A 12,935-nucleotide genomic window follows, 5' to 3' on the forward strand; every position below is an offset into this window, starting at 1 on the left:
TTTAATATAGTTTGTTACAATATGCTGAATTCCTTATCTGGTGTAAGCTGCAAAGGGATGGCAGCGCGCAGGTATTCTCCCCGTAAGCCTTGTAACATAGGGCTTTCATAACAATTTTTATTTTATACATTTGTCCCTTCACATATTCTAAAATAATGGGCATGAAGCTTAAATCACTGCTTGCCAAACCATTTGCTTCCATAGTAGCGAACAAAATACGGAAGGAAATGCAACGGGCAGTAGAAGACCAGGAAGCAATTCTGGAGGAGTTGATAAAAACGGGCCGGAAAACGGAATTCGGGAAAGACCATCATTTTGATAATATCCATTCTTATAATGACTATAAACAGGCTGTTCCCATCCGCGACTATGAGCAGTTTAAGCCTTATATTAATAAGATCAAGGACGGAAAACAGAATGTACTCTGGAAAGGATTACCCATCTATCTGGCCAAAACATCCGGAACAACAAGTGGTGTAAAATATATTCCCATCACCAAAGATTCTATTTCCAATCATATGGATACGGCCCGCAATGCGCTGCTGAACTATATGTCAGAAACAGGGCACACAGACTTTGCTGATGGCAAACTCATATTTTTATCCGGTTCTCCTGTGCTGGAACGCGTGGGTGGTATTCCTTACGGTCGCCTCAGCGGGATTGTCAATCATCACATCCCCCGTTACCTGCGCACCAACCAGTTGCCTACTTACGAAACGAACTGTATCGAAGACTGGGAAACCAAGCTGGATAAGATCGTAGATGAAACGATCGACCAGGATATGACCCTCATCAGTGGTATACCACCATGGATGCAGATGTACTTCGACAGGCTCATTGAAAGAAGTGGAAAACCGGTAGGAGAGCTGTTTAAGAACCTGGATGTACTCGTATATGGTGGTGTGAATTTCGAACCTTACAGGGCTAAATTACTGGCGTCTATTGGTCGTCCTATCAATACTGTAGAGACTTTCCCGGCATCAGAAGGTTTCTTTGCCTTCCAGGACACGCAGGAACATAAAGGATTGCTGCTGAATACCAACTCAGGTATTTTCTATGAATTTATTCCTGCACAGGAAATCTTCAATGAGAATCCTACCCGTTTATCTCTCAGAGATGTGGAAGTTGGCGTAAATTATGCACTGGTGGTAAGTACCAATGCGGGACTATGGAGTTATAACATCGGGGATACGGTGAAGTTCGTATCTGTGAACCCTTACCGTTTGGTGGTAACAGGTCGGATCAAACATTTTATCTCTGCATTCGGTGAACACGTGATAGGAGAGGAAGTGGAATACAGTCTGATGAAAGCCGCTAAGGAAGAAGGATTGCAGATTACAGAGTTTACCGTAGCGCCTATGGTAAATGCTCCGGGAGAACTTCCTTTCCACGAATGGTTCGTGGAATTCGAGAATTCTCCTGCCGACCTGGTTGCCTTTGCAAAGAAAGTAGATGAAAATTTACAGCAGAAGAATATTTATTACTTCGATCTTCTAAAGGGAAATATTCTGCAACCCCTTAAAATCAGACAGGTACGTAAGAACGGATTTATAGATTATATGAAATCAGTGGGTAAACTCGGCGGACAAAATAAAGTGCCACGCCTGAGTAACGACAGAGCGCTGGCAGATGAGCTGGCGAATCACCTGCTGTAAACGGGTACTGACATTCAATTGCGGCTTAAGAATGGGTGTTTTTTTAATAAAGCATTCATACTTAACACTTATTTCGCATTTGTAATTCTCACTTTTCCCTTATTATTGCAACAATGAGTAAGAAAAATATTGCCATATTAGGCTCAACAGGATCCATAGGAATACAGGCGCTGGAGGTTATCGCAGCGCATTCTGACAAGTTCAGCGTGGAAGTGCTCACTGCCGGACAGAACGCAGACCTGCTCATTGAGCAGGCCCTGTTATTCCGTCCTAATGCGGTAGTGATAGCGGACGAAACAAAATACGAAAAGGTAAAAGAAGTCTTGTTTGATAAAGGGATCAAAGTGTTTGCCGGTGCAAAAGCAATGGTGGAAGTAGCGGCATGGGACACTATTGATATGGTACTGGCCGCTGTAATGGGTTTTGCCGGACTGGCGCCTACACTGGCTGCCATAGAGCAGGGCACACCTGTCGCATTGGCTAACAAGGAAACCCTGGTAGTGGCCGGCGATATCGTGATGGCAGCGGCTGCCAGGAAAAATGTACCGATAATCCCGGTGGATTCCGAGCATTCCGCCATTTTTCAGTGCCTGATGGGAGAATCCCTGAGCAAAGTGGAAAAGGTGATACTCACTGCTTCCGGTGGACCATTCCTGGGCAAAAAGCCTAACTTCCTTATCAACGTTAAGAAAGATCATGCCCTCCAGCATCCTAACTGGAGAATGGGGGCTAAAATAACGATCGACTGTGCTACCCTGATGAATAAAGGGTTGGAAATGATTGAGGCACGCTGGTTATTTAACCTGGCGCCGGAGAAAATTGAGGTGGTAGTCCATCCTCAGTCTATTATTCATTCCATGGTACAGTTTGTAGACGGATCTATGAAAGCACAGATGGGCGTACCGGACATGAAGGTGCCTATCCAGTTTGCCTTAGGATATCCCGAACGTCTCTCTAACGACTTCGCCCGGTTTTCTTTCAGGAATAACCCCAGCCTTACCTTTGAACAGCCGGACACTAAAACGTTCCGTAACCTGGCTATTGCCATTGAGGCAATGCATAAAGGAGGGAATGCCGCCTGTGTGATGAATGCTGCCAACGAAGAGGTGGTACATGCTTTTCTGAAGAACAGGATAGGCTTCCTGCAAATGACTGAAGTAATCGAGGAAATTATGGTGAAGGTTCCCTTCATTGAAAAACCTACCTTGCACAACTATTATGAAAGTGATCAGGCAGCAAGAGAATATGCCAATGCTATGATCAATGCAATTGTAATTTAGGGTCCATAGATGCAGTGTCGCAGTTAATGCGGCTATATTTGTAAGCCTTTTATGGATTATGAACAATATATATTTACTGTCAGATAAATTTACATGACCACACAAGAAATATTGGTAAAGGCCGGGCAGTTGGTACTGTCACTATCTATACTGGTAGTATTACATGAGCTTGGGCACTTTATCCCTGCCAAGCTTTTCGGGGCCAGGGTTGAAAAATTCTATCTTTTCTTTGATCCATGGTTCTCCCTGTTTAAAAAGAAAAAGGGGGATACTGAATACGGCATTGGCTGGCTGCCATTAGGAGGATACGTAAAGATCTCCGGTATGGTAGACGAAAGTATGGACCGCGAGCAGCTGGCAAAACCTCCGGAACCCCATGAATTCCGTTCCAAACCAGCCTGGCAGCGTCTGATCATCATGATAGGAGGGGTAACTGTTAACCTGTTGTTAGGGTTCCTGATCTATGCGATGATGTTATGGCACTGGGGCGAAAGTTATCTGCCTACTCAAAACGTAAAATACGGTGTAGCCGTTGATTCACTGGCCGGAAGTATCGGTCTGAAAGACGGTGATATGATCCTTTCCGTAAACAACAAGCCTGTTGAGAACTTCAGGGCTATCCCAGCAGAGATCCTGTTGCGTGAAGCCAGCAGCATCCAGGTAAGCCGTGACGGTCAGCATCTTGATATCCCTATTCCTGATGGCTTCAAACGTGAAATGATCAAGGAAAAGGGTACACTGCTCAATATCCGTCTTCCTTTTCTGGTAGATTCCGTAGTAAAAGCTTCTGAGGCAGACAAGGCCGGTTTCCGCAAAGGAGACCAGGTACTGACCCTGAATGGACAGCCTGCTTACTACCTGCACGAGTTTAGAAAGGCGATGATCGCTAACAAGAACAAACAGGTACCTGTAGAGATCCTGCGCGATGGAGATACTATCCGGTTAATCGCAAATGTACCAGCATCCGCAACTTTAGGTATGTTTAGTGTGGCTCCTGACAAGGTGTTTACGTTTGTTACCAAGGAATACGGTTTCCTGGAAGCGATACCTGCGGGTTTCAGCAAGTGTATCAATACGCTGGTAAAGTATGTGCAGCAGTTGCGTCTGATCTTCGTTTCCAAAGAAGTAAAGGCGAGTGAATCATTGGGAGGTTTCCTGAGTATTGGTAATTTATTCCCTGGTGAGTGGGACTGGATGTCTTTCTGGGAGATGACGGCTTTATTATCCATCATCCTCGCATTCATGAATATTCTGCCTATTCCTGCCCTCGATGGTGGTCATGTACTGTTCTTATTATATGAGATCATTACGGGCCGTAAACCAAGCGAGAAGTTCCTTGAATACGCACAGATCGTAGGGATGGTCCTCTTATTCGGATTATTGCTCTATGCAAATGGTCTGGATATCTGGAGGAACATTTTCCATAAGTAGTTTCTTAACTTATTATACCAGGAAGGGGTCTTACAAAGGCTCCTTCCTTTTTTTATGTTAAATAATACCGTATCTTTGCAGACTGCTGTGAAGCAATTGGGGCCGCCCGGTTTTGACAGCATAGATCTTTGAGAGTGTAAGCATGTCGTGCGTTGTGTAATTAGCACGTAAATCTGAATACACAAACTTCAAAAGGCGAGTCTAACTACGCTATGGCTGCTTAATCATAGATTAAGCCCCATTATGGCCGCTTGAGTTGCTGTCTGCTGTGACTCATTCCGCTGAATCAAACCAATAGCAGAATAGGTATTCATGGTTTCCGTGAGTGAATACTGAAACAACAACGGATAAGGACTAGGTTGGTTAGTTACGCCCCTTGCCATGTCTCGAAAACACAATGCGTAAATAAGCATGTAGAAAGCTTTCGGCGGATATGTTTGGACGAGGGTTCGACTCCCTCCGGCTCCACTTAAAAGGGATATTACAGTAAAATGTATATCCCTTTTTTATTTTCGTTTGTATCTCACCCAGCGTTTAAACGTATTTATGATTAGGTGATTGATTAATGAAAAACAAGGCAGATGCTCCTTGCCCTGAGCGGAACAAATCTAAATAAGATAAACTATACCGCTGTTTTCGTCTCATTATTAATCCCTTACTCCTGTCTATTAAAAAATTGCCTATACTTGCTGTTAGTTGCCATTTGAACTTCTTTATTAAATAAGGTATCCTATTATAATGAATCAATCTGTTCATAACAAACTTGTTTCTTTTATCTGGAGTGTGGCGGACGATTGCCTCCGTGATGTCTATAACCGCGGCAAATATCGGGATGTGATCTTGCCGATGGTGGTATTACGACGTTTAGATGCCCTGTTAGAGCCTACTAAACAGGATGTGTGGGATGAAATGTCTTTTCAACGCGATGAAGCCGGTTTTACGGAATGGGATGAGGCTGGGTTGAGAGAGGCCTCTGGTTATGTATTTTACAATACCAGTGAATGGACGTTACAGCGATTAAAAGATACGGCCACCAATAGCCAGCAATTATTAATCGGCAATTTTGAAGACTACCTCAATGGCTTTAGTCAGAATGTAAAGGAGATTATTGATAATTTTAAGTTGCGTGCGCAAATTCGTCACATGGCTGTTAAGGACGTATTGCTGGATGTACTGGAAAAATTCACATCTCCCTACATTAACCTTACACCATTTGAAAAACAGGACCCCGATGGCCGGAAGTTACCGGCTCTTTCCAACCTGGGTATGGGATACGTGTTCGAAGAGTTGATTCGTAAGTTCAATGAAGAAAATAACGAAGAAGCCGGAGAACACTTTACGCCAAGGGAAGTAATTGACCTTATGACGCACCTTGTTTTTGAACCTATCAAAGATAAGCTGCCTCCTGTAATGACTATCTACGACCCTGCCTGCGGTAGTGGTGGAATGCTTACTGAATCACAGAACTTTATTAAAGATGAGGAAGGAATAATCAGGGCCAGCGGCGATGTACACTTATATGGCAAAGAAATCAACGATGAAACCTACGCCATCTGCAAAAGTGATATGATGATTAAAGGTAACGACCCGCAAAACATACGCCTGGGTAGTACCTTAAGCACCGATGAATTTGCAGGTATTCATTTCAATTTCATGCTCAGTAACCCACCTTACGGTAAAAGCTGGGCCAGTGAACAGAAATATATTAAGGACGGAAAAGAGGTGATAGATGGGCGGTTCAAAATAAAGCTAACTGACTACTGGGGTGAAGTAGAAGATGCTGATGCCACTCCTCGCTCGTCTGATGGGCAGCTACTATTTCTCATGGAAATGGTCAGCAAAATGAAGTCGCTGAAACAGAGTCCCATCGGAAGCCGTATAGCCAGTGTGCACAACGGGAGTAGCCTGTTTACCGGTGATGCGGGTGGTGGAGAGAGCAACATTCGCAGATACATCGTTGAAAATGATTGGCTCGAAGCCATCATTCAACTACCTAATAACCTCTTCTATAACACAGGCATCACCACTTATATATGGTTGTTAAGTAATAACAAGCCTGCCCAGCGTAAAGGCAAGGTACAGTTGATAGATGCCAGCCAGCGTTTTCGTAAACTGCGCAAAAACCTGGGTAATAAAAACTGTGAATTTGCACCAGAGCATATACGGGAGATAGTAGACGCATATGAGCAAATGCTTAGTGTGGAACGTAAGGCAGAAGATGATCTTGCCAGCCAGGTATTTGACAATGCGGATCTTGGTTATTATAAGGTAACTATTGAAAGGCCTAAAAGACTGAAAGCACAATTTACTGCTGATAACATTGCGACGCTACGCTTCGATAAGAGCTTACGGGAACCAATGGAGTGGGCTTATGAACAGTTTGGAGAGGAGGTATATACTAACCTTACCAAGCATGAAAAAGCTATTATTGACTGGTGCGAAAAACAGGAACTGAACCTAAGCACTAAATTACAAAAAGCCTTGGTCAGCCCTGCCCTCTGGCAAAAAGGCCTGGACCTGATAGCAATAGCTACACGGTTAATGACCGTAATTGGTACTGATGAATACAACGATTTTAATGCCTTTACTGCTCGCGTAGATCAGGTGTTAAAAGGTGAACAACTTAAATTATCAGCGTCTGAAAAGAACGCCATTTTAAGTGCGGTAAGTTGGTATCATCCTGAAGCGGAGAAGGTTGTAAAAAGTACTCTAAAGCTAAATGCAGAAAGCCAGAAACAACTGCTCAACCGGTTGGGTTGCCGTAAAGAAGATCTTCCGCATTATGGCTGGTATCCGTCCGGTAAATCCGGGGAATATATACAATACGAAACAGAAGGAGATTTGAGAGATACAGAGAACGTGCCTTTAAAGGATAATATTTACAGCTATTTTCAGAAGGAGGTACTGCCCCATGTGCCCGAAGCCTGGATAAACCTGGAGGCTACCAAAATAGGCTACGAGATCAGCTTTAATAAATATTTTTATCGTCACAAGCCTTTGCGTAGTCTGGAAGAGATCACTGCGGATATATTGGCGTTGGAAAAAGAAAGCGATGGCCTGATACAGGAAATTCTTAATTTCTCTCATTGACCTTTATGGAACTACAAAACCACCTTTTTAATACTATTGCCCAAGTTATCAGCAACGCCAGGCAGACAGCCTACAGGAACGTTAACAGCATTATGCTGCGCATGTACTGGGAAATTGGCAGGCTGATAGTGGAAGATGAGCAGCAGGGCAGTTATAAGGCGCAATACGGAAAGGCATCTCTTAAAAATCTTGCCGGGCAATTAGGATTGGAGTTTGGAAAAGGGTTTGATGAAAGAAACCTGAATAATATGCGGGCCTATTACCGTTCTTTCCCAATTTGGAACGCAGTGCGTACCGAATTGAGTTGGACCCATTACCGGCTGATCAGCCGGGTAGAAGAAGAACAGCAGCGCCTGCAATATATGCTGTTATGTATAGACAATCAATGGGATACACGTACACTACAGAGGAATATTCAAACTCAATACCTGAACCGTACTCTGGCGCCGACGAGTACGCATCCCGCACCTCCTCAGTTTATTAAAGATCCTTATATTTTTGAGTTCCTGAATTTACCATCGGATACCCGCCATACAGAAGGTTCTATAGAATCGGCGCTCATTAACCACCTCCGGGAGTTTTTAATGGAAATGGGCAAAGGCTTCGCTTTTGTTGCCCGGCAGCAACATATTGTAACAGATACAGCAGACTTTTATATAGACCTAGTTTTTTATAATTACTACCTGAAATGCTTTGTGCTGGTAGATTTAAAAACAGGAAAACTAGGCCATGCGGATATTGGCCAGATGGATATGTATGTACGCATGTACAACGATTTAAAAAAGCAGGAAGATGACAACCCGACTATCGGTATTATCCTTTGCACCGAAAAAGATGAAACGATTGTAAAATATTCGGTATTGGCCGAAAACGAATACCTCTTTGCAAGTAAGTATAGATTGTATCTGCCAAAAGAGGAAGAATTGGTACAATTAATAGAACAAGACCGCATAAAGTTTGAATTGGATCATGAAGAAGACTGAATTGAAAAGATATGATACGTATAAGCCGAGTGGTCTGGAATGGCTGGGTGAGATTCCCGCGCATTGGGAGATAAGAAAGATTAAATTTCTTTTTAAAGAAATAAATGAGCGTAGCTTTAATGGAGAGGAGGATCTACTTTCCGTCTCACAATATACAGGAGTCACCAAAAAATCTGAAGAGGTTAATGAAGGAGATTTCATCACAAATGCAAATACATTAGAAGGATATAAGAAAGTATCGATAAATGACCTGGTAAGTAACATAATGCTTGCATGGAATGGAAGTTTAGGCTTTTCTAACTACAATGGAATTACAAGTCCAGCATATTCGGTTTATAGATTAAATAGTTCCAATAAGGTTGGATATTTCCATTATTTATTAAGAACTGACCTATATAAGGCTGAGTTTAAGAGAAATTCGTCCGGAGTAGTTGAAAGTAGGCTTCGTCTTTATACGGAAAATTTTTTTAGTATTTCTGCAATTCTCCCCCCCGTTTCCGAACAAACCGCCATTGCCCAATTTTTAGACTCCAAAACCGCATTAATAGACAAAGCAATTGAGCTAAAAGAAAAGCAGATTGCTTTGTTGAAGGAACGTCGTCAGGCAACCATTCACCAGGCAGTAACCAAAGGGCTGAATCCTGATGTGCCGATGAAAGATAGTGGGATTGAATGGATTGGGGAAATACCGACACATTGGGTGGTAAAGAAGTTGAAATATATAAGCACAACTCAAAATGGCATCAGCAAATCCGCACAACATTTTGGTTTTGGATTTCCCTTTGTAAACTACGGAGATGTGTATAAAAATACAGTTATTCCTTTACACGTTGAGGGCTTGGTAAATTCCTCAGTAACAGATAGGCACTTGTTCTCAGTAAGTGAAGGAGATATCTTTTTTACTAGAACATCGGAATCTGTTGAGGAAATCGGTTTAAGTTCCATATGTATGCATACTATTTCAGATGCGACGTTTGCTGGGTTTCTTATTAGAGTTAGACCTACCCAAGGTTCTATTAGGAAAAATTTTTCCAAATATTATTTTAGGAGTTTCACTCACAGAAGTTTTTTTATAAAAGAAATAAATCTAGTAACAAGGGCCTCCTTAAGTCAAGAACGACTAAAACAATTACCCGTGTTAATTCCTCCAATTGAGGAACAAGATAGAATTGCGTTGGCTTTAGATGAAATTACTAAGAAAATGGATAATGCGATAAATATTAAACAACAAGAAATTCAAAAACTAAAAGAATATAAAGCGAACCTGATCAACAGTGCAGTAACCGGCAAAATCAAAGTCGCTTGAATAAATTGAAATAAACTATACAAACCACCCCTAATTTATATCGCATGCCCAGCCAAACGAATGAACAAGCCCTGGAGGAAGCCATTGAGAAACGCTTAACTGGCAGCGTTACCAGAAAAAGCAATGCCAATGAAGTGGCTGAAGATGCCGTTCCTTACCATAGTGGTCATGGCTTTTACATCGGCTATCCTCATGAGTTTGATGCCCGGTACGCGGTAGACAAGGCCCGGCTGTGGCATTTCCTGGAAAACACGCAGCATGAGGAACTGGCCAAGCTCCAAAAACAGGGCGATTGGCAATTAAAGATATTAGAGCGGATAGACCGGTTGATTAAGAAATACGGTGTTCTGCGTTTGTTACGTAAAGGATTAGATGTAGATGATGCGCATTTCACCCTTTTTTATGTGGCACCCTTAGCCAGTAGCAGCCAAACCCTGAAAGATAATTTTGAACATAATGAGTTCAGCGTTACGCGACAATTACGTTACTCTGTCAACAGCCCGGCAGAGGAAATAGATATGGTGCTATTTGTAAACGGGCTACCCTTAATTACGATGGAGCTGAAAAACCAGTGGACCGGCCAAACCGCAAAATCGCATGGGCAATATCAATACCGTTATAAACGGGATAATACGCAACCCTTATTACAATTTGGACGTTGCATTGTGCATTTTACAGCAGATACTGATGAAGTGTACATGGCAACCCGGTTAGCTGGGGCGGATACATTTTTCCTGCCTTTTAACAAAGGCCATAATTATGGCAAGGGTAATCCCCCTAATCCTTCTGGGCACCGAACAGCTTATTTATGGGAAGAAGTGCTTTCCCGCTACAGCCTGGCAAACATTATACAGCATTTTGTACGCATAGATGGTAAAGACAGCGATCCGCTTGCTAAAAAGAATCTGTATTTTCCACGTTATCATCAACTGGACGTAGTGCGTAAGCTCGTAAACGACGCTTCAGTTAAGGGGGTGGGGCAGACATACCTGATACAACATTCTGCAGGCTCCGGTAAGAGTAACTCTATCACCTGGGCTGCTTACCAGTTAATAGAAACCTATCCTGCCGGTCAGCATACTCCAGGTGGGAAAGGCACTAGCCAGCCGTTGTTCGATTCGGTGATTGTGGTAACCGACCGCCGCCTGCTCGACAAACAGCTAAGAGAAAATATCCGTGAGTTTTCTGAAGTAAAGAATATTGTAGCACCGGCGTATTCATCCAAAGAATTGAAGGAAAACCTGGAAAGTGGTAAACGTATTATCATTACCACTATTCAAAAATTTCCTTTCATTATTGATGGTATAGCCGATTTAAGTACCCGGAACTTTGCTGTTATTATTGACGAAGCCCATAGTTCACAAAGTGGCCTGGCTGCCGATAACATGAACCGGGTGATGGGCAATGCAACAGATAATGAAGAGGAGGACCAGGACGATTCACAGGACAAAGTATTAAAAGCAATGAATAGCCGCAAAATGAGAGGTAATGCCTCTTACTTTGCCTTTACGGCTACACCTAAAAATGCTACCCTGGAAAAATTTGGCAGCTTACAGGACGACGGCAAGTTTAAGCCGTTTCACTTGTATTCTATGAAACAGGCTATTGAAGAAGGTTTTATATTGGATGTGCTGGCCAATTACACTACTTACAGAAGTTATTATGAGATAGAAAAGTCCATAGAAGATAATCCGCTTTTTGAAACAGCCAAAGCGCAAAAAAAGCTAAAAGCGTTTGTGGAGCGTAACCCTCAAACAATAGCAACTAAGGCCGAAATTATGCTGGATCACTTTATTACCAAAGTAGTTACGCCAAAAAAGTTAAAAGGAAAGGCAAAAGCAATGGTGGCAACACAAAGCATTGAAAGCGCTATCCGGTATTATTTCGCTCTGCAAAAATTATTAGAACAGAAAGGTAACCCCTTTCGTATCGCCATTGCTTTCTCAGGTAAAAAAACGATGGCAGGCATTGAGTATACAGAAGATAGTATCAACCATTTCCCTGCACACCTGGACACCGCGAAGCCTACAGATCCTGGTTATATTAGTGATACCATAGCCCGTTATTTCAATATGGATGAATATCGCATACTGGTGGTGGCTAACAAATATCTCACAGGTTTTGATCAGCCTAAGTTAAGCACCATGTATGTTGACAAAAAGCTGCAGGATGTGCTGGCAGTGCAGGCACTATCACGGTTAAACCGCTCAGCAGACAAACTGGGTAAAAAAACAGAAGATTTGTTTGTCCTGGATTTTTTCAATTCTACTGAAGAGATTAAGGCATCCTTTGACCCTTTTTATACCGCTACCTCGTTAAGCAAGGCTACAGACGTCAATGTATTGCACGAGCTGAAAGCGCACCTGGATGATGTAGGTGTGTATGAATGGAGTGAGGTAGAAGATTTTACTACCCTGTATTTTAATAAAGAAGATGCTGATACGGTATTAAGTCCTATTATTCAATTGGGAGAAGAACGGTTTAATTATCAGCTAGATCTGGAGGAAAGCGCCAAAGCAGATTTTAAAATCAAGGCCAAACAGTTTGTAAAAATCTATGGCCAGATGGCTGCCATTATTCCATTTGAAGTACGCAAATGGGAATTGCTATTCTGGTACCTGAAATTTTTGATACCCAAATTGATCATAGTGGATAGGGAGGCTGATGCATTGGATGAATTATTAAATGCTGTGGATTTGTCGACCTACGGGTTGGAACGGGTAAAATTAAATGTATCAATCGGTCTGGATCAAAGTGAAACCGAACTGGATCCGCAAAATGCAAATCCCAGAGGAGCGCACAATACAGGAGGAGAAGAAGATCCTTTAGATGTAATTATTCGCAGCTTTAACGAGCGGCATTTTCAAGGATGGGAAGCTACTCCCGAAGAGCAGCGGGTAAAATTTGTAACCCTTGCCCAAAAGCTGCAAGACCATCCGGATTTTCAGACCAAGGTGGTGAATAACCCGGATATACAAACGCAGGAGTTGGCTTTCAGGAAGCTTTTAGAAGAGGTAATTGCAGAGCAGCGAAAGAAAGAATTAGATTTATACCGCTTGTATTCAAAGGACGAAGCTTTTAAGCAGGCATTCATAGATACTATGCGGCGTTTATCTATGAATAACGGTGGCAACTGGCTTCGGCAATGATTCAACTCTCATAAAAATCCAGCAGTTGAGGATCGCTTTTG

At 42.6% G+C, this 12,935-nt stretch carries 7 protein-coding genes and 1 other RNA gene; all 8 read left to right on the forward strand.

The genetic code is table 11. The annotated features are described in order from the left end of the window. Window positions 1–161: 161 nt before the first annotated feature. The 8 genes from GO495_RS10820 (at window position 162) to GO495_RS10855 (ending at window position 12,894) form a co-directional block, all read left to right on the forward strand. Entirely contained in the window at window positions 162–1,655 is a 1,494-nt protein-coding gene (locus GO495_RS10820) for a GH3 auxin-responsive promoter family protein (RefSeq protein WP_157299687.1), read from the forward strand. A gap of 113 nt (window positions 1,656–1,768) precedes the next feature. Further along, a complete protein-coding gene (locus GO495_RS10825; protein ID WP_157299688.1) occupies window positions 1,769–2,935 on the forward strand; it encodes a 1-deoxy-D-xylulose-5-phosphate reductoisomerase in 1,167 nt (388 codons plus the stop codon). A 93-nt stretch (window positions 2,936–3,028) separates the two neighbouring features. After that, complete coding sequence (gene rseP / locus GO495_RS10830; RefSeq protein ID WP_157299689.1) at window positions 3,029–4,366, forward strand: RIP metalloprotease RseP; 1,338 nt, start codon at window positions 3,029–3,031, stop codon at window positions 4,364–4,366. Between the two features lie 98 nt (window positions 4,367–4,464). Next, window positions 4,465–4,837, forward strand: a transfer-messenger RNA (tmRNA) gene (gene ssrA, locus GO495_RS10835). A gap of 267 nt (window positions 4,838–5,104) precedes the next feature. Beyond that, window positions 5,105–7,456: a type I restriction-modification system subunit M gene (locus GO495_RS10840; RefSeq protein WP_157299690.1), complete on the forward strand. Its 2,352-nt coding sequence runs from the start codon at window positions 5,105–5,107 to the stop codon at window positions 7,454–7,456. Window positions 7,457–7,461: 5 nt separating this feature from the next. After that, entirely contained in the window at window positions 7,462–8,439 is a 978-nt protein-coding gene (locus GO495_RS10845; protein WP_157299691.1) for a PDDEXK nuclease domain-containing protein, read from the forward strand. Further along, a complete protein-coding gene (locus GO495_RS10850; protein ID WP_205691237.1) occupies window positions 8,426–9,745 on the forward strand; it encodes a restriction endonuclease subunit S in 1,320 nt (439 codons plus the stop codon). Before GO495_RS10845 ends, GO495_RS10850 begins: the two co-directional genes overlap by 14 nt. A gap of 44 nt (window positions 9,746–9,789) precedes the next feature. Further along, window positions 9,790–12,894 (forward strand): type I restriction endonuclease subunit R, encoded by a 3,105-nt coding sequence (locus GO495_RS10855; protein WP_157299693.1) that lies wholly within the window; start codon window positions 9,790–9,792, stop codon window positions 12,892–12,894. The last annotated feature ends 41 nt before the right edge of the window (window positions 12,895–12,935 follow it).

This window comes from Chitinophaga oryziterrae (genome assembly GCF_009758125.1).
Taxonomy (GTDB): domain Bacteria; phylum Bacteroidota; class Bacteroidia; order Chitinophagales; family Chitinophagaceae; genus Chitinophaga; species Chitinophaga oryziterrae.

Bases quoted from the DNA above. Each gene is read 5' to 3' on its own strand.
- GO495_RS10820 (WP_157299687.1), top strand. From the start codon at position 162: ATGAAGCTTAAATCACTGCTTGCCAAACCATTTGCTTCCATAGTAGCG.
- GO495_RS10825 (WP_157299688.1), top strand. From the start codon at position 1,769: ATGAGTAAGAAAAATATTGCCATATTAGGCTCAACAGGATCCATAGGA.
- rseP (WP_157299689.1), top strand. From the start codon at position 3,029: ATGACCACACAAGAAATATTGGTAAAGGCCGGGCAGTTGGTACTGTCA.
- GO495_RS10840 (WP_157299690.1), top strand. From the start codon at position 5,105: ATGAATCAATCTGTTCATAACAAACTTGTTTCTTTTATCTGGAGTGTG.
- GO495_RS10845 (WP_157299691.1), top strand. From the start codon at position 7,462: ATGGAACTACAAAACCACCTTTTTAATACTATTGCCCAAGTTATCAGC.
- GO495_RS10850 (WP_205691237.1), top strand. From the start codon at position 8,426: ATGAAGAAGACTGAATTGAAAAGATATGATACGTATAAGCCGAGTGGT.
- GO495_RS10855 (WP_157299693.1), top strand. From the start codon at position 9,790: ATGCCCAGCCAAACGAATGAACAAGCCCTGGAGGAAGCCATTGAGAAA.